The sequence below is a fragment of the Parafrankia sp. FMc2 genome (genome assembly GCF_041008525.1).
GTDB lineage: Bacteria > Actinomycetota > Actinomycetes > Frankiales > Frankiaceae > Parafrankia.
In genome coordinates, this window is the sequence record NZ_JBFLUG010000055.1 from 1 (window position 1) to 24529 (window position 24529).

21 protein-coding genes are annotated in these 24529 nt (G+C 75.0%); 11 read left to right on the forward strand and 10 right to left on the reverse strand.

Annotated elements, in window-relative coordinates; all coding sequences use genetic code 11:
* The first annotated feature begins 1529 nt into the window (after positions 1 to 1529).
* Together AB1460_RS19340 and AB1460_RS19345 are read left to right on the forward strand one after the other, a co-directional pair.
* Positions 1530 to 2570 (forward strand): hypothetical protein, encoded by a 1041-nt coding sequence (locus AB1460_RS19340; protein WP_368963043.1) that lies wholly within the window; start codon positions 1530 to 1532, stop codon positions 2568 to 2570.
* 7 nt (positions 2571 to 2577) lie between these two features.
* Positions 2578 to 3633, forward strand: coding sequence for a hypothetical protein (locus AB1460_RS19345; RefSeq protein WP_368963044.1), 1056 nt, complete (start codon positions 2578 to 2580; stop codon positions 3631 to 3633).
* Positions 3634 to 4122: 489 nt separating this feature from the next.
* Here AB1460_RS19345 and AB1460_RS19350 read toward each other — a convergent pair whose 3' ends face one another.
* Positions 4123 to 4758, reverse strand: coding sequence for a response regulator (locus AB1460_RS19350; RefSeq protein WP_368963045.1), 636 nt, complete (start codon positions 4756 to 4758; stop codon positions 4123 to 4125).
* 285 nt (positions 4759 to 5043) lie between these two features.
* Positions 5044 to 6387: an aminotransferase class V-fold PLP-dependent enzyme gene (locus AB1460_RS19355; RefSeq protein ID WP_368963046.1), complete on the reverse strand. Its 1344-nt coding sequence runs from the start codon at positions 6385 to 6387 to the stop codon at positions 5044 to 5046.
* 127 nt (positions 6388 to 6514) lie between these two features.
* Between AB1460_RS19355 and AB1460_RS19360 the strand changes: the two genes are divergently transcribed.
* Positions 6515 to 7510: a 2-dehydropantoate 2-reductase gene (locus tag AB1460_RS19360; protein WP_368963047.1), complete on the forward strand. Its 996-nt coding sequence runs from the start codon at positions 6515 to 6517 to the stop codon at positions 7508 to 7510.
* A gap of 64 nt (positions 7511 to 7574) precedes the next feature.
* Here AB1460_RS19360 and AB1460_RS19365 read toward each other — a convergent pair whose 3' ends face one another.
* Together AB1460_RS19365 and AB1460_RS19370 are read right to left on the reverse strand one after the other, a co-directional pair.
* Positions 7575 to 8858 (reverse strand): L-2-hydroxyglutarate oxidase, encoded by a 1284-nt coding sequence (locus AB1460_RS19365; protein ID WP_368963048.1) that lies wholly within the window; start codon positions 8856 to 8858, stop codon positions 7575 to 7577.
* Between the two features lie 79 nt (positions 8859 to 8937).
* Complete coding sequence (locus AB1460_RS19370) at positions 8938 to 10827, reverse strand: glycoside hydrolase family 15 protein (RefSeq protein WP_368963050.1); 1890 nt, start codon at positions 10825 to 10827, stop codon at positions 8938 to 8940.
* Positions 10828 to 11043: 216 nt separating this feature from the next.
* Between AB1460_RS19370 and AB1460_RS19375 the strand changes: the two genes are divergently transcribed.
* Positions 11044 to 11445: a hypothetical protein gene (locus AB1460_RS19375; protein WP_018635516.1), complete on the forward strand. Its 402-nt coding sequence runs from the start codon at positions 11044 to 11046 to the stop codon at positions 11443 to 11445.
* 30 nt (positions 11446 to 11475) lie between these two features.
* On the opposite strand, the gene AB1460_RS19380 is transcribed toward AB1460_RS19375, so the two are convergent.
* A complete protein-coding gene (locus AB1460_RS19380; protein ID WP_368963051.1) occupies positions 11476 to 11988 on the reverse strand; it encodes a PGPGW domain-containing protein in 513 nt (170 codons plus the stop codon).
* A gap of 485 nt (positions 11989 to 12473) precedes the next feature.
* Between AB1460_RS19380 and AB1460_RS19385 the strand changes: the two genes are divergently transcribed.
* From AB1460_RS19385 to fabI, 3 genes are all read left to right on the forward strand, one after another.
* Positions 12474 to 12956, forward strand: a complete 483-nt coding sequence (locus AB1460_RS19385) for a cation:proton antiporter regulatory subunit (RefSeq protein WP_368963052.1) — start codon at positions 12474 to 12476, stop codon at positions 12954 to 12956.
* A 31-nt stretch (positions 12957 to 12987) separates the two neighbouring features.
* Positions 12988 to 14202 carry a cation:proton antiporter gene (locus AB1460_RS19390; RefSeq protein WP_368963053.1) on the forward strand — a complete coding sequence of 405 codons (1215 nt, stop codon included), beginning with the start codon at positions 12988 to 12990 and terminating at the stop codon, positions 14200 to 14202.
* A gap of 67 nt (positions 14203 to 14269) precedes the next feature.
* Positions 14270 to 15043, forward strand: a complete 774-nt coding sequence (fabI, locus tag AB1460_RS19395; protein ID WP_368963054.1) for an enoyl-ACP reductase FabI — start codon at positions 14270 to 14272, stop codon at positions 15041 to 15043.
* 82 nt (positions 15044 to 15125) lie between these two features.
* On the opposite strand, the gene AB1460_RS19400 is transcribed toward fabI, so the two are convergent.
* The 3 genes from AB1460_RS19400 to AB1460_RS19410 form a co-directional block, all read right to left on the reverse strand.
* The gene (locus tag AB1460_RS19400) at positions 15126 to 15851 is read right to left on the reverse strand and encodes a DUF5701 family protein (RefSeq protein ID WP_368963055.1); all 726 of its coding nucleotides are present in this window, start codon (positions 15849 to 15851) and stop codon (positions 15126 to 15128) included.
* Positions 15852 to 16247: 396 nt separating this feature from the next.
* Positions 16248 to 19235: a pyruvate dehydrogenase gene (locus AB1460_RS19405; protein ID WP_420497317.1), complete on the reverse strand. Its 2988-nt coding sequence runs from the start codon at positions 19233 to 19235 to the stop codon at positions 16248 to 16250.
* Between the two features lie 12 nt (positions 19236 to 19247).
* Entirely contained in the window at positions 19248 to 19556 is a 309-nt protein-coding gene (locus tag AB1460_RS19410; RefSeq protein WP_368963057.1) for a DUF167 domain-containing protein, read from the reverse strand.
* 95 nt (positions 19557 to 19651) lie between these two features.
* On the opposite strand from AB1460_RS19410, the gene fabG reads away from it, so the two are divergent.
* The 4 genes from fabG to AB1460_RS19430 all read left to right on the forward strand — a co-directional run bounded on the left by fabG (position 19652) and on the right by AB1460_RS19430 (position 22804).
* Positions 19652 to 20368 (forward strand): 3-oxoacyl-ACP reductase FabG, encoded by a 717-nt coding sequence (fabG, locus tag AB1460_RS19415; protein ID WP_368963058.1) that lies wholly within the window; start codon positions 19652 to 19654, stop codon positions 20366 to 20368.
* 125 nt (positions 20369 to 20493) lie between these two features.
* Positions 20494 to 20799, forward strand: a complete 306-nt coding sequence (locus tag AB1460_RS19420) for a hypothetical protein (protein ID WP_071081731.1) — start codon at positions 20494 to 20496, stop codon at positions 20797 to 20799.
* Positions 20800 to 20936: 137 nt separating this feature from the next.
* Positions 20937 to 22130 (forward strand): ferrochelatase, encoded by a 1194-nt coding sequence (locus tag AB1460_RS19425; RefSeq protein WP_368963059.1) that lies wholly within the window; start codon positions 20937 to 20939, stop codon positions 22128 to 22130.
* Between the two features lie 158 nt (positions 22131 to 22288).
* On the forward strand, positions 22289 to 22804 hold the full coding sequence (locus AB1460_RS19430) for a DUF3090 family protein (RefSeq protein WP_026310709.1): 516 nt from the start codon (positions 22289 to 22291) through the stop codon (positions 22802 to 22804).
* A 111-nt stretch (positions 22805 to 22915) separates the two neighbouring features.
* On the opposite strand, the gene AB1460_RS19435 is transcribed toward AB1460_RS19430, so the two are convergent.
* Together AB1460_RS19435 and AB1460_RS19440 are read right to left on the reverse strand one after the other, a co-directional pair.
* On the reverse strand, positions 22916 to 23683 hold the full coding sequence (locus tag AB1460_RS19435) for a hypothetical protein (protein ID WP_368963060.1): 768 nt from the start codon (positions 23681 to 23683) through the stop codon (positions 22916 to 22918).
* A gap of 30 nt (positions 23684 to 23713) precedes the next feature.
* Positions 23714 to 24529 carry an SGNH/GDSL hydrolase family protein gene (locus tag AB1460_RS19440; protein ID WP_368963061.1) on the reverse strand — a complete coding sequence of 272 codons (816 nt, stop codon included), beginning with the start codon at positions 24527 to 24529 and terminating at the stop codon, positions 23714 to 23716.

Genomic DNA, 24529 nt, shown 5'->3' on the forward strand with positions numbered 1-24529 from the left:
TTGTTTCAACCACAAGACTGCATACGCTATCCGCTCTGGCCTCGTTGGCTCGGACATGTGCATAAGAGACAGCCGCCACCCCGTCCGCCGCCACCCCGTCCGCCGCGCCGCCGCCACCGTCCGGTAAGGCGTCACCTGTCGGGTCATCCCGCCCGGCGTCATCGACACCCGGCACCACCGGCGGACCGGCGCCCTCCGGCGCGTCGAGCGCTCGCACTCCTGGGGCACCCGGCGCGCCGACCCGCCCGGCGGCCCCCGTCCGTCCGGCTTCACCGACACCGGGAAGGCCCGGGGCCGCGGCGCGGGCGCAACCGGCCGCTCCTGCCGCCCCCGCCGCTCCTGGGCGGGCGTCCACGGCCACTCCGTCGCCGGCCTCCGGCGCACCCGCCTCGCCGGCCGCGGGAACCGGAGGGTCCGCGGGGCCGACGCCGCCGGCCGCGCCCCGGCCCGCATCCGGCCCGGCGGCCCGCAGCGGCCCGCCCCGAGGCGGGCCCGGCACCGCGACGACGGGCACCGGGGACAAGGCCGGCGTGACATCACCGCCAGCCGCGAGCACCCGTGGCGCGGCCAGGGCCGAGCCGGAGCAGACGGCCGGCGCGGGGAGACCGGACGCCGCCACCGCCAAGCCGGGGAGCAGCACTGGGCAGCCGGGAGGCGGCAGTAGGCCGGGCGGTCAGGCGGCCTCCCCGGGCACGGTGCGGCCGGGGTCCACCGCGAAGCCGGATGGTCCGGCCAGGCCGGCGTCACGCGGCGAACCGGCGCCTGCCGCCCCCGCTGCCAAGGCGCCGGGCGCAACGCCACTGCGGCCCGCCGGCCCGTCGGATGCCTCCGCCCGGCGGGACCCGTCACCGTGGCCCTCACCGCTGCGACCGCAGCAGGGGCAGGCGCCCGCGCCGGCCGGTGGATCCGCGGCGCCGCCGGCATTCCCCCCGCGGCCGGGTTCCTCGTCCGCCGGGGGGCAGCCCGCCGGGACCGCCGGTCGGTCCGGCGAGCGCGGCGACACCCAGCGGCCGCCAACGCTGTTCAACCCGCGCGGCGCCGCCTCCGCTCCACCCCAGTCCTCCCGGCCCGAGCAGTCCGGACAGCCGGCACCGTCCGCCCGTCCTGGCGGCCCGGCCAATCCTGGCGGTCCGGCCCGTCCTGGCGGCCCGGCCAACCCTGGCGGCCCGGCCAGTCCCGGCAGCGCCGCGGGCTCACCCGCGCCACGGCCGGGCCGGCCGCCGGCCGCCGATCGGGCGACCTGGTTCGAGCGGACCGCCGACGGTGCCCCCGGACCTGGCGCCAGCAAGGGGACGGACGCCGTCACTGGCAACCCTCCGGCCGTCTCCCGCACCCCGGCGAGCCCGTTGGCGCCGCTCGCTCCCTACACGCCGCTCCCGCCGCTCCCGCCCTACAGGCCGGCCGCGGCGCCGGGTACGGGCAGGGAAACCGGCCAGCCTGGCCCGTCCGCACCGGCGGCGCCGGTGCCTCCCGCTCGTCCACCAGCACAGAGTCGAAGTGCGCCTCGGCCGGACGGTCCGCCGCGCGGCGTGCCGCCGGAGCCGTTCACACCGTCGGAGTCGTTCACACCCCCCGAGCCGTTCACACCGTCCGCCGCAGTGGACCCGCCGACCATGCAGGTGGACCTGCGCCGGGCTGCGGCCCGCCGGGCACCAGCCGCCGTGTCGCCGGCCGGCGACGACGGTGCGCTCCCGTTGCCCGAGCAGAGCAGCCATCGCCCGTTCGTCACCGGCACCAGAGGCGAAGGTGGCGCCAAGGGTCCAGGTGGCGCCACGGGCCCGGGCGGCGCCAGGGGTCCGGGCGGCAACACGACCGCGGGAGGCAACGCAGGCGGCCCGACCGCGGGCGGCGGAGGTGGAGCCGCGACGGACGCGCCACCGACCACGGGGGTGCCGCGGCCGGCGGCCGGCAGGGAGGGCGAGAGGATCGCCCGCCCGCACCCGCACCCGGAGCCGTCCCCGGCCCCTGAGGAGGCCGCCCCGCAGCCCGCCTCGGCGGAACCGGCACAGCTGCCAGCTGCAGAGCTGGATCCGATACCGGCGCAGGGACCGGGCCCAGCCCTGCCCCCGGGACCGGGAGCGGCTCCCGATGCGGGCCCGGCCGCCGGGCCGCGGCAGCGTCGGCGTGACGCCGCCCTGCTGGCGCTGTCGGGAGGCGCAGCCGTGATCGCCGCCTTCCTGCCGTGGAGCACTCTGACCAGCGGCGACGAGACCCGTACGTTCAACGGTCTGACGGTGGGCGACGGGCGGTTGACGCTCGTGGCCGGTCTGGTCCTGCTCGCCGCCGGCCTGGCCGGGCTGCGCGGCTCGGCCGGCGGCGCTGCCCGGTGGCCGGGAGGTGGGGTACTGGCCGGGGGTACGGCGACCAGGCTGTCCGCCGTCCTGCTGGTCGTGCTGTCGGGTTTCGACCTGGCGTTCGGTCCACCGCCGCTGTCGTCCTTCCGTGCCATCTCGGCGGACGTCTTCGACCTCCGGCCCGAGGTGGGGGTCATGGTCACCCTGGCGGCCGGTGTCGTGGCGCTCTACGCGGCGAGCCAGGGCGGCCGCGGCGGGCGGGCGCGGCGCCACTGACGACCCGGTGGTCCGGCGCCGCCCGGACCACCTGCGCCTGGTCCGTGCGGGCGGTGAGCGGCATGCGGTCGGTGTCGGCGCGTGGTACGACCGTCACGGGACGTCCGAGGGACGGGGTTGGCTGGAGCCGGCGGCCCCCGGGATGCGGTGGCGGGAGGAACGGGTGGGGGAGCAGCGGAGCCCGTGGGCCCGGCCGGTCGGCGGGGAGGACGCCGCGCCGGTTGGTCCGGCCGGGAACACGGGTGACCTGAGCGCCTGGCGGGCAGCTGCCGCCGCCACCGCCGATCCCCGCTGGGCCCGGTCGCCGAGGGCGGCCGAGCACACCGGTGGCGCGTCACCGTGGGCCGCGGACGGGTCAGCCGACGGCGGCTGGGGCCGGGGACGGCACCAGCCCTGGGATCCCTGGGACGATCCGGGCGACGGGCCCGGCCCGGCCGCCGACGGGCAGCCCGGTTCCGGCCCGGTGGAGGTCGCGGTGGGCCCGCCCGCCGGGGACCAGCCGGGCGCGCAGACTCCGGCCCGCGGCGTGCGCCGGAGTCTGGCGGTGCTCGTCCCCCCGCTGGTCGTCCTGGCCGGCGGCGCGGCCGTCATCGGCTCGACGATGACGTGGGCCACGGTCCGCGCCTACGGCCTGATGGAGTTCGCCGTCCGGGGGACGGATCCGGACCAGCACGGCCATCTGACCATGGTCCTCGGCCTGCTCGCGATGGTGGCCGGCCTGCTGCTGGCCGGCCGGCGGGTCGACTGGGGGCGGATGCTCGCCGTGGTGGCGGGCCTGATGCTCGTTCTGACGGCGGTGGTGGATCTGGCCCGCCTGCACCGCGACGGCCTGCTGATCGGGTCGGGCCTCGATGCCACGACGGACATCGGCCCCGGACTGTGGGTCATCGGGGTCAGCGGCGCCGTCCTTCTCCTGGTGGGTGTCCTGGTGCGCTTCACCGCCCTGGTGGGGCCCGGGGCCCCGCCGAGCGGGCCCAGGCGGCGTTCCGGGGGAGGTCTCGGTATCCGCGGTGGCACCGAGGCAGAGGTGAATACGGCGGCGCCCTGGCGGGGACCCGGATAACGGGCCCGAGAACGGGAACGGAAAGCACCGGGGACGGAATGGCCGGGGCAACCGCCTTGAAGACCACAGCCGCGAGATGTCCGAGTAGTTACCCCTGCGGGTTCGCCCTTACCGGGATGACCCCCGAACAGGGGACCGCTGGTGGCTGTATCTGGGTCATGACGTACGGAGATGCACCGTGCAGACTGTGCTCATGGCACGCGGGTGACGGGGGATCGGGCGTTCGGACCGGGGGGATACCGGGCGGCCGATGACACTCGCGGGCCCCGGGCGCGCACTCTGTCGGGCACAGGGGGAGCGCGAGGCATGCGCCGGACGCGGGGATCCGGCGTGCGCCAGGTGGTGGGTACCGGCTGCCCGAGCTGGTACCCACCACGAAACCTGCCCGCCACGGTCCACCGGAGGCGGGCACACCGGCGAGCCGGGCCTCGTCCGGGTTCGAACCAAGGGGGGCGGCTGGCCAGACCACCCGATCAGCGGGTCGTGGGATCAGTCGAGGAGTCCGTCCTCGACCGCCCGCCGGTAAAGATCGATCTTGGTGTCGGCTTCCCGCCCGGCCCTGCGGTACTTCATCCGGACCCGCTCGATGTACTGCTTCGCGGTCTCCGGCGAGACCTCCATCTTCCGGGCGACGGTCTTGAGAGGCATGCCGGTGGCGTAGAGGCGCAGCGCCTCCATCTCCTGCGGCGAGAGCTGCGGGCGGTCCGGTGCCTTGTCGGTGAGCAGAACGAAGGCCAGGTGGGGGGAGACCCAGCCGTTGCCCGCGCTGGCCGCCCGGATCGCCGTCCCCAGCTCGTCCACGTCGTCGGTCTTGGTGACGAAACCGCATGCTCCCGCGCGCATCGCGCCGCGGACGGCCTCCGGTTCGCCGAGCGCGCTGAAGACGATCACGGAGGATCCGACCTCGGTCAGGGCCTGGATGTTGCCGGGTGCCTCCGATCCGTCGCCCAGATCGAGGTCGAGCAGGGTGACCTGGGCCTTCCGGCCCGGCCCGGCCAGCAGCGCGCGGATCGATGTGGCGGTCGCGACGAGCTCGATGCCGTCCAGGCCCGCGAGGACGTCGGCGAGCCCGCGCAGCACGATGGGGTGATCGTCGACCGCGGCGACCGAAATGATCGTTGTCACCGGCTCGTGGACTCCCGCTTTGCCGCTCTGTCGGTCACGGCTCTCCACCGTTTCTGCCCGCTCCCGGGCATAGGTATGACGTGTCCGCCCCCACCGGAACGCCACCGGGCACGATGCCCGTAAGGGAGTTATTTCAGCAGATCCACACCGGCGGTCACCAAGAGGCACCGGACGGACGTCGATAATCCCTCCCTTTTGTAGGCCTTGGTAGTAATTTATGACTATTTTCTGGTGCTGCTTGGTTCCGGTAAAGGCGGAGATCGGAGTCCGTCCCGTGCGGACGGATCAGGTGGGCCGGGCACCCGGCCGCCCCCACCGGTCGAGTGCCTCCGCGAGCAGGTCGAACTCGCCCGGGGTGGCGTAGACGTGCGGGCTGACCCGCAGCACCGGCCCGGTCAGCTCCGGTGCCCGACCGGCCGGGATCGGGCTGGTCAGGATTCCCGCCTCCTGGTAGAGCGCCCGGGAGACGGCGAGCGGGTCGACGTCACCGGGCGGGCACAGCGTCACGATCCCGCAGGGTGAGTCCGGCTCCTCGCCCAGCCGCCAGCCGGCGACGCCGCCGACGGCCCGGCGGGCGAGACGGGCGAGCGCGGTGATCCGGGCCCGCACCGCTCCGGCGTCCTCGGCCGCCAGCTCCGACAGCGCGGTGGCGAGCCCCACCCGGCTCGCCACCGAGGCCTCCCCGACCGACAGCCGGGCCGGCCCCGCCAGCGGCCGGACGGCGGCCCCGCCCCGTCCTGCCGTCCCGCCGGCCGGCGGATGCAGCGTGACCGGGTGCGCCGAGTGGAGGCTGGGTGCTCCGACCCCCAGGCGATCGATGACGTCGGGGCGCACCGCGACGAAGCCCGCGCCGCGCGGGCCGCACAGCCATTTGCGCGCGGTGCCGACCCAGGCGGACGCCGCGATCCCGCCGACGTCGACCTGGCCGAGGGCCTGGGCGACGTCGAGAACCAGATCAACCCCGGCCGCCGCACACCGGGCCGCCACCTCGGCCGCTGGCTGCACGACCCCCCGCTGGCTGGGCACGTGGGGGAAGGCCGCCAGCGCCAGGTCCTCCAGGCCGACACCACGAGCCGGTGCGGGCGTCCCGCGGTGACTGCCGAGTGGCAGCATCCCCTCGCGGTCGAGACGGACGATATCGATGCGCCCCAGCCGGTCGACCGGGAACTCGACGAGGTCGAGTTCGCTCCGGGACGCCAGCAGAAGCAGGTTGGCGCCGTAGTCGCCGGGCACGATGCCGACCCGGGCCCCCACCGGCAGGGGCCAGGCGGCCAGCAGGGCCGCGAACCCGGCGGTGGCCGAGTACTGGAACACCACGTCGTCTCCGGTCAGCTCCGGCCCGATGAGGGCCGCGAGGCGGGAACGTGCGCCCGCGATGACGTCGGCGGCCTCCAGCTCGGCGACGTAGGCCCCGGCACGAGCCTCCCGCCGGAGATGGTCGGCCTGCGCGGCGACCGTCGCGACCGTCGGGCGGCCCGCCGCCGCGGCGTCCAGATGGACGACGCCGTCGTCGATCCGGGCGGCACGCCAGCGCCGGCCGATCTCCCCCCCCGGAACCGCGGGGCGGCCGCCGGGTGGCGGGCCGGCGTCACCAGCCGCGTCACTGCGCTCGCCCGTGCCGTGGTCCACCGGCTCAGTCTCGCAGCGGGGCAGGCGGGCGCAAAGCTGATTCCCCGCCGGCGGCGGCGCCGCCGGCCGGCCGGCCGCCGGGGCTCGCCGGGGCTCGCCGGGCGGACCGTCCTGGCAGGCTTGGCACATGGCTGTGTCTCCCAGCGCCGTTCCGGACCACGACGCGGCGGTGTTCCGAGGGCGGGTGGCGGGGCCCGCGAACCCGGCCGAGCGCGTCCGGCCGGCCCGGGTCGCGGTCGTCGGCGCGGGAGCCGTCGGCGCCTACGTGGCCGCCCGGGCCGGGCAGGCGGGCGCCCAGGTGGTGCTGTGCGTGCGCCGCGGCGCCTACGACCGGGTCCGGGTGGTCAGGGACGAGTCGGCGGGCGGAAGTTTCGAGACGCCGTTGCGGGTGATCACCGACCCGGCCCGGCTGGACGCCCCGCTCGACTGGGTCGTGATGGCCACCAAGGCCCACCAGACCCCCGCCGCGAGGGACTGGCTGCACGCCGCCCTCGCCGCCTCGGCGGAGGGGCTGGGCGTGGTCGTCGCGCAGAACGGGGTGCGCCAGGTCGAGCGGGTCAGCCCACCGGTGCCGCCCGACGCCGTCCTGCCGGCGGTGGTGTACATCAACGCCGAGCTGCCTGAGCCCGGTGTCGTACGCCACCTGGCGTACGGCGTGCTGCAGATCCCGGACAGCCCGCTCGGCGAGCGGTTCGCCCGGGTGCTGCCGCCCGGAGACGTCCGCCTCGTGGACGACTTCGTGACGGCCGCCTGGTCGAAGCTGTTGAGCAACAGCGCGGCCAACTCGGTGACCGCGCTCACCGGGCGAGGCCTGGAGGTGCTGGGCCGTGCGGACGTCGCCGAGCTGGCACTGGCCGTCATGCGCGAGACCGCCGCGGTCGGCCGCGCGGACGGTGCCCGACTACCCGCCGACGCCCCGGAGCGCACCCTGGAACGGCTGCGCCGCCAGCCGCCCGGCGCCGGCACGTCGATGCTGCGAGACCGCCTCGCCGGCCGGCCGCTGGAACACGAGGCACTGATCGGCACGGTGGTCCGTCTCGGGCAGCGGGCCGGGGTGCCGACGCCGGCCAGCGCGGCGCTGCTGCCGCTGCTGGCCGCCCTCAACGACGACCACGCCGGATGAGGCCCGAGACCGGAGGGCGGGACGAGGGGTGGGCGGTGCGGGTGGTGAGGGTGCGCGGTGCGGGTCAGGAGGCGCGTTCGGGCACCACGTCGGCCACGATGTGCTCGGCGATCGCCAGGGAGGCGGTGGCGCCCGGTGACGGGGCGTTGCGCACGTGGACGACCCGTCCGCGCACGGCGAGCACGAAGTCGTCGACGAGGCTGCCGTCCCGCGCGACAGCCTGGGCACGGACGCCGGCCGGCCCCCGCACCACGTCGGCGGCGCGCAGCTCCGGGACATAGCGCCGGGCCTCGGCGACGAACGCCCGCTTGCTGGCGGTGCGCAGCATCTCCTTGGCGCCGGTGCGCCAGTGTGTCTTCGCCATCGAGCGGAACCCCGGCCAGGCCAGGGTCTGCCGCAGGTCGCCGCGGTCGAGGGTGCCCACCGTGTACCCCTCCCGCGCGGTGGCGAGCACGGCGTTCGGTCCGACCAGGATCTCCCCGTCCACCCGCTTGGTGAGGTGGATGCCCAGGAACGGGTAGCGCGGGTCCGGCACGGGATAGATGAGGCCGCGGACCAGGCTGCGGCGCTCGGGCCGCAGCAGCCAGTAGTCACCGCGGAACGGGATGATCCGCGGGGAGCTGTCCTCCCCGGTGAGCGCGGCGACCTGGTCCGAGTGCAGGCCGGCGCACGAGATCAGCAGGTCGAACGGGCCGACGGACTCGGAGACCGAGTGCACCAGCCCGCCGTCCACCGATGACGTCCGGTGCGAGCCGTTGGGCCGGACCGCAGCCTGGCCGCGGACCCGCACGCGCAGCCGGACGCCCTCCTTGTCGTCGTCGACGCCGATCACCTCGGCGCCGGTGCGGACGGCGCCGCCCGCGTCGAGGATGTCGGCGCGCATCGCCCGCGCGACAGCCGGGTAGTCGACGATCGCGGTGGTGGGGGAGTGCAGCGCGGCGACGCCACGGGCATGGGGCTCGATGGCGCGCAGCTCGGAGGCGTCGAGCATGCGGGTGTCGGGCACCCCGTTGGCCTCCGCCCGGCGGGCGATGTCGGCGAGGCGGTCAAGCTCGCTGTCGTCGACAGCGACGACGACCTTGCCGCACTCGTCGTAGCGGATGCCGCGCGCCTCGCAGTACTCGCGGAGCATGCCGACACCACGGCGGCACAGCGTCGCCTTCAGCGAGCCGGGCTTGTAGTACAGCCCGGCGTGTACGACGCCGCTGTTGCGCCCGGTCTGGTGCTGGGCGATGTCCGGTTCCTTCTCGAACACGGTGACCGTCGACCCGGGCATGACCTGCCCGAGCCGGCGGGCCACCGCCAGTCCCAGGATGCCGCCTCCGACGACCGCGATGCGCTCCGGCACCCGTGCCCCCTCCGCTAGTTCCGGACCGGGCACACAGACCGGTCCCCTGATCCGGGGACCAGTATCCCGGCGGTGCTGGTCAGCCGAAGAAGTGGCCCGGGGGGTGCGCCCGGTCCGCCCGGGAGCGGGGGCGTCCGCGCAGGGCCTCGGTGAGCGTGCGGGCGGTGTTGACGAGCGGGACGTGGCTGAACGCCTGCGGGAAGTTCCCGGTCATCCGGCCCAGCTTCGGGTCGTACTCCTCGGCGAGCAGCCCGACGTCGTTGCGCAGCGCGAGCAGGCGCTCGAACAGTTCCTGTGCCTCGTGCACCCGGCCGGACAGCGCGTAGTTGTCGGCCAGCCAGAAGGTGCAGGCCAGAAAGGCACCCTCACCAGCCGGCAGGCCGTCCACAGCGCCGTCCTCGGCGGTCGGGTAGCGCAGGACGAATCCGTCCTCCATCAGCTCCCGCTCGATCGCCGCGACGGTGCCGACCACCCGCGGGTCCGTCGCGGGGAGGAACCCGACCAGCGACATGTAGAGCAGCGCGGCGTCGAGCTCCTTCGAGCCGTAGTACTGGGTGAACGTGTTGCGCTCGCTGTCGAAGCCGCGGGCGCACACCTCGCGGTGGATCTCGTCGCGCAGCGCGGACCACCGCTCGACGGGGCCGGGCAGCCCGGACTCGACGATGCCGCGCACCGCCCGGTCGGCGGCGACCCAGGCCATCACCTTCGAGTGGACGAAGTGCCGGCGCGGGCCGCGGACCTCCCAGATGCCCTCGTCGGACTTGCGCCAGCCGGTCTCCAGGAAGTCCATCAGCTTGGTCTGCAGCGGCCACGAGTCGTCCCGGCCGTTGTCCTCGGGGGCGTGGATCCCGGCGCGGAACAGGTCGCGGGCCGCGCCGTTGCGGCGGTTGGCGACGGCCACCCGGGCCACGTGCAGGGCGTCCAGGACCTCACCGTAGACGTCCAGCTGGAACTGGTCGACGGCGGCGTTGCCCACCCGCACGGGGGAGGAGTTCTCGTAGCCCGGCAGCCACGGGACCTCGTACTCGGGCAGCCGGCGCTCACCCGCCACGCCGTACATGATCTGCACCCGGGACGGGTCACCCGCCACCGCCCGCAGCAGCCACTCCCGCCAGGCGGTCGCCTCGCTGGTGAAGCCCGCGTCGAGCAGGGCCAGCAGGGTGATGGTGGCGTCCCGCAGCCAGCAGTAGCGGTAGTCCCAGTTGCGGACGCCACCGATGTGCTCGGGCAGTGAGGTGGTGACCGCCGCGACGATGCCCCCGGTCGGGGCGTAGGTGAGCGCCTTGAGGGTGATCAGCGAGCGGCGCACCGCCGGCTGCCACTGGCCGTCGTAGGTGCAACCGGCCATCCAGTCCGACCACCAGGCCTCGGTCTGGCTGATCATCCGGCGGATGTCCTGCGGCGCGGGAGCCGGCTCGTGCGAGGGTCGCCAGGTCAGCGAGAACGGCACCGACTGCCCGGCGGACACGCTGAACTCGGCGTAGGTGGCCATGTCGTGCCCCTCCATCGGGGCGGTGGTCCACAGCGTCACCGAGTCGGGACCGGCGATCGCCGCGACGGAGTGCTCGTCGAGCCGGCGCACCCAGGGCACGATCGAGCCGTAGTCGAACCGGAACCGGGTCTCGGAGCGCATCCGGACCGCGCCCTGGAGGCACTCCACCAGCCGCAGCACGACATGGGCGCCGGCCCGGGGGAACATCGCGTCGACGATGCGTACGGTGCCCGAGGCCGTGGTCATGTCGGTCTCCAGCACCAGGGTGTCACCCCGGTAACGGCGGCTGACCCCGAGTACCGGCTCCACCGGCGCGATCTTCCAGTGGCCCGACTCGTCGTCCCCGAGCAGCGCGGCGAAGCAGGCCGGGGAGTCGAAGCGAGGCAGGCACAGCCAGTCGATCGAGCCGTTGCGCGAGACGAGCGCCGCAGAGTGGGTGTCGCCGATCAGCGCGTAGTCCTCGATCAGGGATGGCACGGCGTTCTGGTCTCCTCGCTCGAATCAGTACCATGTATCTCTGACAGTGATGCGCAGATCACACCGGGTGGTGCCGGCGGGCTCCTCGTGCTACGCCGCGCAAGGCCGTTCACCTTACGGACCCGCTGGACGGAATACGTTGACAGTGCCGGTGTCCGCCACGGCGAGACGCCTCCCGGACCAGATTTCGTGCCCCGCTGTGACAGGAATCGCCTGATGACGACGACCTCCCGTGCCCCCTGGCTGGGCCAGGCGCTGCGCTACCTGGCTGAACCGCGCCGTCGGGCGGCGGTGGTCCTGGGCGCGCTGGCAACCGTCGGCCTGGTCGTGTTCGGTGTCTACGCCGTCCTGGCGGGCCCGCCGCCGAAGATGGAGGCCGTCGTGGTCTTCGCTCCCGAGGCGACCACCGCGGAGAAGGAGGCCGTGCGCGCCGCCTGCCCGACCGTCGGGAACGCCCGGCAGGAGCCGCCCGACACCAGCGGCCTGGCCACCAGCCGTGCCTACCCGCTGCGTTACGACATCGCGCAGGCGTCGTCGGCGGACCGCGCGGCGATCTACCGCTGCGTGCAGGGCCAGCCGAAGGTGGTGGGCGTGAGCGAGTTCACGCAGGGCCAGTAGCCGGCCCGCCCGGGGAGCGGGCGCACCGCCTCAGCGCTGCCGCTCGTGCTCGTGCTCGCGCGCCCGCTCCTCCTGCTCCGCCTGGTGTTCCTGCTCCTCGCGCTGCTCCAGCAGCTCGGCCGGGGTCGGCAGGCCGGCCTCGCGGGCCTGCCTGGCCTGCCAGAGACTGACGAACATCGTCGCCAGCACCACCAGGCCGGAGAAGATCAGGCTGCCGCCCGACCAGGGGGACGAGGCGGGCAGCGTGTCGACCACGATCCAGGCGACCCCGGCCGCGATCATGCCGAGCCCGAAGACGATGGTGAACGCCGTGGAGAACGGGTTCGCGGCGGCCTGGTCCGCCAGATCGGCAGCCTTCTGACGGGCCTGTTCGAACCGGTGCCGGGCCCACTCGTACTCGAGGCTGAGAATGAAGAAGCCCAGCGCGATGATGAGGAACCCCGGCCCCGGCAGCGCCAGCATCGCGATGCCGAGCCCGAGCACGGCGAGCCCGAGCACGGTGAGAACGATCCGTCGGGCGAGCCGGGCGCTTCGATTCAGCACGGTGTCGTCTTCCCGGCCCTGCGCGGGCCTTTGCGTCTCGCGCCCGGCGTGCGGGCCGCTGTCGGTCGGCTGCCTCGGCGGGCCGGTGACTGCCGCGGGTGGCATGCGCCGTCTTCCGGCCGGCTCAACGCCCTGTGCTGCACGGGGCGTTCCCGCCTGGCCGGCGGGTGAACCGGCAGGTGGTGGACGTCCCCTCTGCAGTGTGCGGGATGTGTCCCCGGTCGGGAGGCGGAACGCCTGTCGCTCTCGCGTCAGCACTCGGCCCGACCCGGGCCTATCGGTCGACCGGGCTAGGGTGGCGGGAAGTGGAACCGAGCGGGCCGCGCCGACGTCACAATGGGCGGGCCACCCGGTATGCCGCTGGTGTCGTGGATGCGCCGGACATCGCGGATGCCCGGCGCCACGGGTGAGCCTCAGGGGTCGAATGCCGCCCTGGGTGCCGGGTTGTCCCGGAGCCCCGCGTCAGTGCTGACGGAGGATGTGAAGTGGACCTCGAGGAGACACCGCTGCCCGGAATCGGGCTGCGGCACGACTTCAGCACCCGTTCGGGGCGCCGGCTCGGTGTGGTGAGCCGGCACGACGGGCGCCGGGACCTGGTCATCTACGACGCGGAGGATCCGGACGCATCCCGCGAATCGATTACGCTGACCCCGGAGGAAGGGGACGTGCTCTCCGAACTGCTCGGCGCGCCGCACATCGTGCAGCGGCTCGCGGACATCTCGCGGGCCTTCGCCGGGCTTGTCGGGGAGCAGATCGAGATCGCCGCCGGGTCGCCGTACGCGGACCGGCTGCTGGCTGCCACCCAGGCGCGTACCCGTACGGGCGCGTCGATCGTGGCGGTCGTGCGGGACCACCAGGTGCTCGCCTCTCCCCGACCGGACTTCCGGTTCCGCGCCGGCGACGTCGTCGTCGTCGTGGGCGCCCCGGAGAACACCGCCGCGGTCAGCCGGCTGCTCCGCGACGGCTGACCGGCCTGACAGAAGGAGCGACCGGACACCGGTGCACGACACAGCGACGACCTTTCTGGAGCTTGGCGCCGTCCTGTTCGTGCTGGGGGTCCTCGGTCACCTGGCGTCACGGGTCGCCATCTCGCCGATCCCCCTGTATCTCCTGGCCGGCCTCGCCTTCGGGCATGGTGGCGTCATTCCACTCGGCGCGAGCGAGGAGTTCATCGAGATCGGCGCCGAGATCGGCGTCATCCTCCTGTTGCTCACGCTGGGGCTCGAGTACACCGCCGAGGAGCTCCTGCACGGCCTGCGCAGACAGGCGCCCGCCGGCGCGCTCGACCTGACGCTGAACGCCCTGCCCGGCGTGGTCGCCGCGCTCGTGCTCGGGTGGGGGCCGCTCGCCGCGGTGGTCATGGGCGGCGTGACGGCGATCTCCTCGTCCGGGATCATCGCCAAGGTGCTGGGGGATCTCGGCCGCCTCGGTAACCGCGAGACCCCCGTGGTGCTGTCGGTGCTGGTCCTCGAGGACCTCGCGATGGCCGTCTACCTGCCGGTGCTCACCGCGCTGCTGGCCCACCACACCATCGCGCGTGGGTCGCTGACCGTCGCGGTCGCGCTCGGCGCGCTCGTTCTTGTCCTCTACATCGCGCTGAAGCACAGCGAGAAGGTCACCCTCCTCGTCTACAGCGCCCGCTCGGACCGCAACGACGAGGTGCTGCTGCTGCGCTCGCTGGGCCTCACGCTCTTCGTGGCCGGCGTGGCGCAGCGGATGCAGGTCTCCGCCGCGGTCGGCGCGTTCCTCGTCGGTATCGCGCTGTCCGGGCCGGTCGCGGAGGGCGCCCGCGAGGTGCTGACCCCGCTGCGGGACCTGTTCGCCGCGGTCTTCTTCGTCTTCTTCGGGCTGCAGACCGACCCGGTCGACATCCCGCCGGCCCTGCTCACCGCCTCCCTGCTCGCGATCGCCGGCGTCATCACCAAGGTCGCCACCGGCTGGTGGGCGGCCCGCCGGGCGGGCATCGCGACGATGGGCCGCTTCCGGGCCGGCGCGGCGCTGGTCGCCCGCGGGGAGTTCTCCATCGTCATCGCCGGGCTCGCCGTCGCCGCGGGCGTCAACCCGCGGCTCGGCCCGCTGGCCGCCTGTTACGTCCTGCTGATGGCCGTGCTCGGCCCGCTCGCGGCGCGGTTCGTGGAACCGACGGTGCGGACGGTGCGCAACTGGTGGCGGTCCCGGCGGCCGCCGGAGGCCATGACTCCGCGGGACGCCTGAAAGTCGGGCCGCGAATCTGCGCCCCGGTGGCGGGAATCACCCGCGATGTTTGGCAGGATGACGCTCCATGAGCGGACTTCTCGAAGGCAAGCGCGTTCTCGTCACCGGCGTCCTGACCGAGGCGTCCATCGCGTTCAGCGTTGCCCGCATCGCGCAGGAGCAGGGCGCCTCGGTGGTCCTCACCGGGTTCGGGCGTGGCCTGTCGCTCACCCGCCGCATCGCCCGCCGCCTGCCGACGGAGGCCCCGGTCGTCGAGCTCGACGTGACCGACGAGGAGCACCTGGCCGGTCTGGCCGCCAAGGTCCTCGAGCACGTCGACGGGCTGGACGGGGTGCTGCACGCGATCGGTTTCGCGCCGGAGTCCGTGCTGGGCGGCAAGCCGTTCGTCGAGGCCGCGTGGTCCGAGGTCGGCACCGCGCTGCAGGTCTCCACCTGGTCGCTGGCGTCGCTGACCCGCGCCACCCTGCCGCTGTTCGGCGAGCGCGCCAGCGTCGTCGGGCTCGACTTCGACGCCACCGTCGCCTGGCCGTCCTACGACTGGATGGGCGTCGCCAAGGCCGGGCTGGCGTCGGCGGCCCGCTACCTGGCCCGCGACCTCGGCCCGCGCGGGGTCCGGGTCAACCTGGTCTCGGCCGGCCCGCTGCGGACCATGGCGGCCAAGTCGATCCCCGGTTTCGGGCAGTTCGAGGAGGTCTGGGGCACCCGCGCGCCGCTCGGCTGGGACATGCAGGACATGGCGCCGGCCGCGCAGGCCTGCGTCGCCCTGCTGTCGGAGTGGTTCCCCGCCACGACCGGCGAGATCGTGCACGTCGACGGCGGGTTCCACGCCATCGGGGTGTGAGCGCCGCCCGGGCGCGGACCGGGGCCTGACCCGGTCCGCGCCGGCCCGCGTGCGTGCGGGCGCACCGATCTCGGGCGTGCGGTCAGGCGTGACGGGCCGCGGCGGACGCGGTGCCGAGCCAGGTGTGCGGGTTGCCCTCCCAGCACCATCCCAGCTTCGGTGCCCGGCCGGAGATCCACATCGCCGGTACCCGGCGGTCACCCCGGCGTGATCCGGAGAGCATGAAGCAGTTGTTCTTCTCCAGCGCCTCAGGGAAGTGGGTGACCACGGCGATCCCCTCGTGGATCGTCAGCGGCGAGCGCCCCCGCTCGAGGATCGCGGGCAGCGCGTCCGCGGGACGGATCCCACGGAACTCCTCCCCGCGTTCGATGTCGGTCAGCAGATACACCCCGGAGTGGGGCAGGTTGAGAATCGGCAGCGGCTGGTACGGCCTGAGCCCGTCCTCACCGTGGTTGCGGTCGACGATCCCGGTGTCGGCCCGGCCGGCGAGGGTGAGCAGCGGGACGAGGTCCTCGGCCCGGACAAGCTCCCCCGACACGACCAGGACGAACGGCATCCAGGACCGGGTCGCGGGTCGGTAGGGGCCGGGCAGGGCGGAGTGGGCCACCGCGCGCAGCGGCTCGCAGAGCGCCTCGAACTGCGCGGCGTCCATACCCGCCAGCGCCGGGTACCCCAGTCGCACCAGGCCCGCGACCTGCCGGTCGAAGGCCAGATCGAGCGGATCGGCCCAGGCCGCGGGTTCCTGCCCGCCTGGCCCGAACTCGGTGCTTCGCGCGGCGGTGCCCAATGTCGCGGCGCGGCTCGGCATGCGGCATCCCCTCGGTTTCCTGGACGAAGTGTGGTTGTGCGACGTGTGACTGTGCGACGTGTGGCTGTGCGTGACCCCGGTCCTCGGCACAGGACCGCACCGTGGACCGGACGTCCCCACCTCAACCGGACGTCCCCACCTCAACGGCGCATGGTTCCGGTGGGTTCCGGCGACTGTCGGGTCGGGCAGCCACGGAAAGGGGTGGTGCCGCTTCAGCCAGTTGACGATTCCGGGAGGCGCCGCGTCGTCAGGTAGCTGTTCTGGCTGGTCACCGCTGCGCCTGGTAGCGATGGCCCGGCGGCCGCGGCCGCAGCCGGTGGCGGCGCCGGTGACTGCCGCTTCGGGCGGGGAGAGCCACCCGGCACAGGTGGCGGAGGTGGCGCTGTGGTGGCTGCCTCAGCTGCCGGCGGCCTCGTCGATCAGGTCGAGGGCCGCGCCGACGATGGTCGCCGTGTCCACCGGTACCCGCTCGCCCGCGGCCGGCGGCGGTGCCGGCACGGATGCCGGCACGGATCCCGGGACGGAACCCGGCCCCGGAGCGGCCGAACCGAGCGTGGTGATGTGCGCCCCGTGCACGCCCGCGAGGAAGCTCAGCGCGCGCGGGTCACCGTCCACCACCGTCAGCAGCGGTCCGCGCCGGCCGGGCGGGAACAGCTCGGTCAGGATGGCCTCGTCGGCGTCGGCCAGCCCTCGGCGGGCCTGCAGCGCGTCGAACAGCAGATCGGGGGACGTCACGCAGACCACGCCGATCTCCTGGCGCAGCCCCGCGCTGAGCTCGTCCGCGGCGCGCAGCACCTCCGGCATGACCGCGCCCATGCCGACCAGGGTCACAGGTGCCGTCGGCTCGCCGCCGCGCAGCCGGTAGCCGCCCGCCAGCACCGCGGCGCGGCGCCGCCACCACGCGGCCGTGTCGGTGGGCAGGGCTGCCAGCCGCTGGTCGACCGGCCGCGCACTCAGCCTGATCAGGCTGGACGCCCCGTCGACCCGGCCGAGCCGGTCCAGCGCCGCGAGCAGGCACCAGACGAGGTCCTGCGCGAAGGCCGGCTCCCAGCCGGTGATCCCGGGCACGCTGACCTGGCCGTGCCGCCAGCCGCCCGGGCGGGCCGGGTCGACCCCGGTGTCCGCGACGGCGAGCAGCGACCGCCCGTCGCCGGCGCCGCTGCTCGCCCAGCCGGGCAGCACCCGGGGGAGCGCCATCTCGTCGGCGACGCCGATCGGCAGCAGCGGCAGCCCGAGCCGGCTCCAGGCGACGCCGAGCGACGCCAGCACGCCACCGAACGCACTCGCCGACAGCCCGCCGGCGACGTGACGCCCGCCGTCGGCCGCCGCACCGTTCGGCCCCGGCGGGACCGCCTCCGCAGCGTCGTCGATCCAGCCGCGGAGGACCCGGTCGCAGTCCCGGGTGGAGATCGTCACGACCGCCGAGGCCGCCTCCGGGACGAGCGCGGGCAGCTCCCGCAACGCGGTGCCGAAGATCTCCTGGGTCGACCGGAACCCCTCGTAGGGATGCCCGGTGTGGGCCGGCAGGGGAGCGGGCGCGGCGAGGGCCAGTGGTGCCCGGTCGAGATAGGACGCCACATGCCGGGCGAGCCGCCCGCCGGGCGAGGCCACCGGCAGCGGCGCCGCGGAGCGGTCGCCGCTGCGCCGCACCAGTTCGTGCCCCCGGGCGACCACGGACTCCGTGGAGCCCGCGGGCGGTGCGGACGGAGCGGCCCGCCCGGGGCTGCCGGTGGGCGGCCCGGCGACGGCGGCGGGCGGCCCCGGGGCCGGGGCCGGGCCGGGGGTCTGTGCGGTCAGCGGGTGATCCCCGGAACGCGGCGCTGGTGGCCCGGGGAGCGGGCCGGTGTAGGCGAACAGCACCGTGGGGCGGTCCGCGGCCACCTCGTCGAACGCGTCGATGATCAGCGGCAGGTCGTGGCCGCCCAGGTCGCGCAGTGCCGCGTGGATCTCGTCGTCGGTCAGGCCGTCGAGCAGGCGGCTCACCCCGATGCCAGCGGCGCCCGGACCAGCGAGCCGGCGCCGCAGCTCTGGTCCGTCCAGGTGAAGCAGGGAGAGGTACTCGGCCGGGGCCATCGCGTCGAGCCGGGCGCGCAGCGCGGCGCCGCCCGGGACACCGAACAGGGCGCTGAGTCGCCGGCCGTACCGCAGGGTCAGCACCTGCCAGCCGGCGGCTTCGAACATCCGCGCCGCCCGCGCGGGCGACCCGACCCCGCCCGGTGGGATGCCGGCCGGTCCGGCCGCCTCGCCCGGCACGGCGCCGGTGACCAGGACCACCCAGAAGAGCTCGCCCAGATGCGAGACCCGCTCGTCGGTCACGGCCTCCCAGACGGTGGAGTCGCGCAGCTCGGCGAAGTCGATGAGGCAGATCTGCCGGCCGTGCGGCGCCCGGTCGAACCGCGTGCCGGCGAACCGGCCGGCCAGTGCCGACCAGATCGTCCCCGTCGGCCCGACGTTGCCCGCCCCGGTCGCCCGAGGGGCCCGCCGCCGCGCCGCGCCGGCCAGGTCGGCGGTGCCGCCGATGCCTGCGGCGCCGGCAGGGACGAGCGTCGTCGCCGCGCCGCCTGCCCACGTTCCTGTCCCAGCCGGCGGTGACGTGCCTGGCGCGGGCGTGCCCGGTGCGGATGTGTGCGGTGCGGGTGCGTGCGGTGCGGGTGTGTGCGGTGCGGGTGTGTGCGGTGCGGGTGTGTGCGGTGCGGGTGCGTGCGGCGCGCCGGGGGCCGGCGGAAGCCCCTCGCCGGCGGTGCGCAGCACCTGGTGCACGGCACCGAGCAGCGGGCCCGCGTGCGGCGTGACCAGAACCCTGTCCTCGACCCGCAGCGTGTCGAACCACAGCGCGGCGGCGATCGTCGAGGCCGCCGCGCACATCGCCCGGTCGGCGTCGGCGTTCCGCGGGGCGCGTGCCCCGGTGGACTCCGCGTGGTCGATACCGGCCGCGGCGATCGCCCGCAGCTGACCCTCGACCGCGGCGAGCGCACCCAGATCAAGCACGCCACCGGGGGGTCCCGGAACGATCTCGGCGGCAGGGGGATCGCCGAGGGGGCGATCGACGCTGTCGCCGGCGGGCGGCGTGAGCTCGCCCGCCAGGCGGTCCCCGCCCGCGCTCTCGGTCCCGCCGAGCTGCTCCGGGGCGCCGTCCGTGGCTGTCGGGCCGGCACTGCGGCTCGGGCCCGCGATGTTCGGGACGCCCGGGATGCCCGGGATGCCCGCGGGGCCGGCGGCGACGCCGGGCGCCACCTCGTCCACCGCGGGCCCCGGCTCCGGTCCGGGCCTGCCGGTGGCGCCTGGCGGGCCGGTCGTCAGTTCGTCACGTCGCCCATGAGCGCCCGGTACGTACTCCCCCCCGGCGCGAATGTCCGTCCTGCGCACTCCCCGTCTCCGTCCCATCGCGCCGCCGAACTACCGGGAGTCCAGACGTGCGGACGGGGCGGAATGTTGCGCGAGCGCCTCGAGTCGGGGTGCGAGGATGTCCGGCGGTGCGTCGACCTCCACGAACTTGACCTTTCCGATCGAGCGGCTGAGCGTGACGTCCGCCCGCCGCACTCCCAGCGCCGCCGCGAGCGCACGCAGCGCAGCCTCGTTGGCGCGCCCCGCGATCGCGGGCTCCCGCACGCGCACCACCAGCAGCTGACCGTGGGTGGGATCGGCCGTTGTCGGCCCCACCGCGGTCCGGTCGGACGCGGGACGCACCCGGATCGCAACGCGCATCCCACTATCGTCCCTGACGTGTCGAGGCGCCGGGCCGGCGAGTGTCACGGGTGCCTGCGTTCCTTGTGGTGCGTCCGGCCGCTACGATCCCGGCCATGGTCGAGAACGAGGGTCGAGTGGCACTGGTGACGGGTGGCAACCGAGGGATCGGGGCAGCCTGCGCGGCCGCGCTCGCCGCCTCGGGGGACCGGGTCGCCGTGGCCAGCCGCGGCGGCGAGGCGCCGGCCGGGATGCTCGGGGTGCGGCTCGACGTGACCAGCGCCGACAGTGTCGACAAGGCGTTCGCCGAGGTCGAGGCGGAGCTCGGGCCGGTCGAGATCCTTGTCTCCAACGCCGGGGTCGTCCGCGACACGCTGCTGCTCACGATGTCGGAGGACGCCTTCCAGGACGTCGTCGACACGAACCTGCTCGGCGCCTACCGGGTGGCCAAGCGTGCGTCCCGCTCGATGATCCGCCGCCGGACCGGTCGATTGATCTTCGTCTCGTCCGTGGTGGGGCTTTCCGGCGGGCCGGGGCAGTCGAACTACGCCGCGTCCAAGGCGGGTCTCGTGGGCTTCGCCCGGTCGCTGGCGCGCGAGCTCGGCGGGCGCGGGATCACCTCCAACGTGATCGCCCCGGGGCCCATCCGCACCGACATGACCGACGCGCTGACCGACGCGCAGCGGGAGTACCTGATCTCGCACGCCCCCGCGGGGCGGATGGGTGAGCCGGCCGAGGTCGCCGCCGCCGTGGTCTTCCTCGCTTCGCCCGGCGCCTCCTACGTCAACGGCGCGGTGCTCCCGGTCGACGGTGGCGCGGGCATGGGCCACTGACGGGGCGTGCCGCTCGCGGTCGACGCGGCAGGCGCGGTGGGCCACGGTAGAACTGGCGGGCAGCCAGGCGCCCGTCACCGGTGCGCCGTGCCTGGCGGCGTGCGGGCTGCTCGGAGGTGGCTGTGGTGAGCATGATCAGGGTTGAGCCACACGGAGGCCGCGACTTCGCGGTGGAGATCGCGGAGGAGACGGCACCGGGGGCGACCGCGCGCACGTTCTCCTACCGGGTGCGGGTGGACGACGCCGTGATCGCGGCCCTGGAGCTGGACCCCGACGACGACGCGGGCCTGAGCGCGCTGGTCCGGGAGTCGTTCGGCTACCTGCTCGCCCGCGAGCCGGCGAGTTCGATCCTGCCGGACTTCGATCTCTCCACGATCTCCCGGTACTTCCCGGGATACCTGGACGAGATCCGCTCCCGGGTGCCGCGCTGACCCGGCCCGTTCCACCCGTGCGCGGAGGTGCCACCGCGGCCGGGACGCCGGCCGGCCGCGGGGGACGCGGGAGACACGTCCGGCGATACCGCGGGGAGAATCAGGGCGAACCGGCACAACGAGGGGAGGGGGCGCTGGTGAACGCCGACTCCGCACCGGCCGGCCACGGGGTCGACGTGGACGCGCTGCTCCTGGTGTCGTTCGGCGGTCCCGAGGGCCCGCAGGACGTCCTGCCGTTCCTGCGCAACGTCACCCGCGGTCGCAACGTGCCCGACGAGCGCCTCGCCGAGGTCGCCGCGCACTACGACCACTTCGGTGGCCGAAGCCCGATCAACGACCAGAACCGGGCGCTGCTGCGCGCGCTGCGTGAGCGGCTCGCGCCGCTGCCCGTCTACTGGGGCAACCGCAACTGGGCGCCGTACCTGACCGACACGGTGGCCCGGATGCGGGCGGACGGAGTGCGCCGCGCCGCCTGCTTCGTCACGGCGGCGTTCGCCTCCTACTCGGGATGCCGGCAGTACCGCGAGGACCTCGCGGCCGCCCTGGGCGAGGCGGGGTCGGGTGCACCCGACCTCGTCAAGCTGCGGCTGTTCTTCGACCATCCCGGCTTCGTCGAGCCGATGGTCGACCACTGCGTGCGGGCGCTCGGCGAGCTGCCGGAGCCGGTCCGCGCCGGCGCGCCGCTGGTGTTCACCGCGCACGCGCTTCCGCTGGCGCAGGCAGTGGCGAGCGGGCCGGACGGCGGCGCCTACGAGCGTCAGCTGCGCGCCGCCGCCGCGGTGATCGCGGAACGGGTCGGGCAGCGGGTGGGCGGGCGGCATCCGTGGCAGCTCGCCTACTGCAGCCGCAGCGGCCCGCCGCACGTCCCCTGGCTCGAGCCCGACGTCAACGACGCCCTGGTGGCACTGGCCTCCGGCGGGGCCGGGTCCGCGGTGATCGTGCCGGTCGGTTTCGTCAGTGACCACATGGAGGTCGTCTATGACCTGGACGTCGAGGCGGCGGGAACCGCCCGGCGCCACGGCCTGGCGGTGGCCCGGGCAGGCACGGTCGGCACCGACCCCCGCTTCGTCGACATGGTGGCGGACCTGCTCGCCGAGCGCCGGTTCCCCGGCTGGGAACGGCCGGCGCTGAGCGCCGAGGGGCCTGCCCACGACGTCTGCCCGCTGCACTGCTGTGATCCCGAGCGCCCGGACCCGGGTACCGGCACGGCAGCCGCAGGCGGGATGGGGGCGGCCAGCACCCGCGGGCCCGGCCGGCCGGGCCGGCCGGGCGGGAGGCGCCCGGCCGCCGCCGGTGTGCCCGCCGACCTGCACGTGCACGGCCCGAGCTGACCAGGCATGCCGGGGTGGGGGACAGCCCCCTGGCAGCGGCTCCGCCAGTCCCGGGATGGTGAACCCGGTGACGAAGCGACGATACTGGTTGAGGAGCGGGCAAGCGTGTCGCGGCCCGTATCCCATCCGCAGGCGAATCAGACGGAGCGATCCGAGACATGCAGCGATTTGTGTTCGACCCGCCGGAGCGGTTCGTGGTCGGAACCGTCGGGCAGCCCGGGGACCGTTCGTTCTTCCTACAGGCCGCGGCCCGCGGCCAGCTCGTGACGGTCGGTCTGGAGAAGACCGAGGTGACCGCGCTCGCCGAGGGCCTCACGGCTCTGCTCGGCCAGGTCGGCCAGACCCAGGGGATCCCGCTTCCCACCGCCGGTGAGGTCGACGTCGACCTCGCCCCGCTCGACGCCCCGTTCGAGGAGGACTTCCACCTCGGTCAGCTCACTGTCTCCTGGGACGGCCAGCGCGTGTTCGTCGAGGCTGCCGGCCTGTCGCAGGGGGAGACCCGGGTCGCCGAGGGAGACAGCGAGGTCGACTCGCTGCGGGTCGGCCTGTCGATCGAGCAGACCAAGGCCTTCATCGAACGGGCCCGCAGCATCGTTGCCGCCGGCCGGCCGCCCTGTGTGCTGTGTGGGCGCCCAGACGACCCGGGCGGCCACTTCTGCCCACGCCTGAACTGACTGCCCGTCCCCCGTCCCCCGTCCCCCGTACGCCGGCCCGCTCGGCCCCACGTCCGCCTGCCCGCGCCCGCTCCCGCACCTCGCCGAGGCCTCCCAGGACCGCCCGGGCTCTCAGCGGGTGGCGTAGGCGGGGTCGAAGGCGTCGTAGGCGGCCTCGTAGGCGCGCCGAACCGCTGCCGACAGCCCGCGCAGCGCCGCGGTGCGGCGGCTGACCTCGCTCGCGGTGACCGCGGCCCCGTCGTCGAGCGCGGCGAGCTCGAGGAGCTTCGCGAGCCGCTCCGCGCGGGCGAGGAGGGCATGCGCGTTCGGCGGGTAGCCGGGGCCCAGGCCGGGGCCGGGCTCCGCCTCGCCCCGGTCGCGCAGCAGCGCCAGCACCTCCGGCCGCGCGCTGGCGATGTCGAGGTCGATCAGCGCGGCTGTTGTCTGGCGGATCGCGACGGACAGCTCGTGGTCGGCGGCCCGCAGCCCCGAGGGGGGCGGCGGCACCCGTGAAGCGCGCAGGACCTGCCAGTGGACGGACTCCAGCCCGCCCTCGACCGCAGGGCCGTGGACGACGAAGGACGGCACGAGAGCCAGCGGCGGGGTCGGCCCGATCACCACGAGTGCCTCACCCGCGGTGAGGGCGTCCTGGTTGACGTCGGCGGGACCCGGGAGGCCGCTGACGTCGCCGGGCACGGGAAGCACCAGGCGGAGCCGTTCCGCGCCGGCGCGGCGCAGCGCGCCGAGGCCGAGCACGAGCGGCTCGTCGCCGAGAGTATGAGGCGCGTTGCTGCCCAGGGCCTCGTGTACCTGGGTGATGACGTCGTCCAGGCCGACGAGTCCGGCCAGCCAGGCATTGCCCCAGCCGGCGACGACGCCGGAGCGAGGGGACGCGGGCATGTCGGCAAGCACATGCCTACGGTAGGGAATTCACCGGCCGGACGCGGTACCGAGTCGCCGGAAACCGGTGTTTCTTCGCGGCGGAGCCCCCCGGAGGGCCTGCGGGCGGCCCGCCAACCAGGGAACTCCGATCGTGGCGACCCATCTGAGGTGGTCGAAGGTCCCCGGCGGCGGGGGCTCGTGGCGCGGCTCCGGGATGTCGGCGAGCACCATCCCGCTCTCCCGCAGCCGGTCGGCGAACGCCCGCGCGATCAGGCGATGCCCGTGCGGTCCGGGGTGCACCCGGTCGACGTCGAAGGTGGAGCGCCGGCGCACGGCGGGATGGCGGCCCAGGTCGACCACGAGCACCCCCTCGTCGCGGGCGGCCGCGGCGTCCACCGCGGCGTTGAGGTGCCCGACACGTTCGGTGAGTAGTCGTCCGAGGGGGCCCGGAAGGGGGAGCAGCCCGCCCGGGTCGGGCAGCCTGGCGGTCAGGACGACGACTCCGTCGGCCCGGAGCCGGCCGATGCTCCACACCAGGTCCTGGCGCAGCCGCAGCGGGTCGAAGGCCGGTTTGAACACGTCGTTCATGCCCGCGACCACACAGGCCAGCGCCGGGCGCAGAGCCAGCGCGACGGGCAGCTGACGGACCCGGACCTCCCGGGCGGTGGCACCCGTCCGGGCCAGGTTCTCGTAGCGGACATGCCCCGGTGGGGCCAGGGTGGCGGCCAGCAGCGCGGCGAAGCCGCGGCCGGCGAGCGCCGCCGGGGTGCGGTCGCGGCCCATGCTCACCCCGTCACCAAGCCCGGCGGTGAGGCTGTCGCCGAGCGCGACGAACCGGATCACCTCCGGCGTGCCGTGGTCCAC

What these genes read in the sequence shown, in the direction of transcription:
- AB1460_RS19360 (WP_368963047.1), top strand. Translation starts at nt 6,515, where the DNA reads ATGGCTGTGTCTCCCAGCGCCGTTCCGGACCACGACGCGGCGGTGTTC.
- AB1460_RS19375 (WP_018635516.1), top strand. Translation starts at nt 11,044, where the DNA reads ATGACGACGACCTCCCGTGCCCCCTGGCTGGGCCAGGCGCTGCGCTAC.
- fabI (WP_368963054.1), top strand. Translation starts at nt 14,270, where the DNA reads ATGAGCGGACTTCTCGAAGGCAAGCGCGTTCTCGTCACCGGCGTCCTG.
- AB1460_RS19400 (WP_368963055.1), bottom strand. Translation starts at nt 15,851, where the DNA reads ATGCCGAGCCGCGCCGCGACATTGGGCACCGCCGCGCGAAGCACCGAG.
- AB1460_RS19405 (WP_420497317.1), bottom strand. Translation starts at nt 19,235, where the DNA reads ATGGGACGGAGACGGGGAGTGCGCAGGACGGACATTCGCGCCGGGGGG.
- AB1460_RS19410 (WP_368963057.1), bottom strand. Translation starts at nt 19,556, where the DNA reads ATGCGCGTTGCGATCCGGGTGCGTCCCGCGTCCGACCGGACCGCGGTG.
- fabG (WP_368963058.1), top strand. Translation starts at nt 19,652, where the DNA reads ATGGTCGAGAACGAGGGTCGAGTGGCACTGGTGACGGGTGGCAACCGA.
- AB1460_RS19430 (WP_026310709.1), top strand. Translation starts at nt 22,289, where the DNA reads ATGCAGCGATTTGTGTTCGACCCGCCGGAGCGGTTCGTGGTCGGAACC.
- AB1460_RS19435 (WP_368963060.1), bottom strand. Translation starts at nt 23,683, where the DNA reads ATGCCCGCGTCCCCTCGCTCCGGCGTCGTCGCCGGCTGGGGCAATGCC.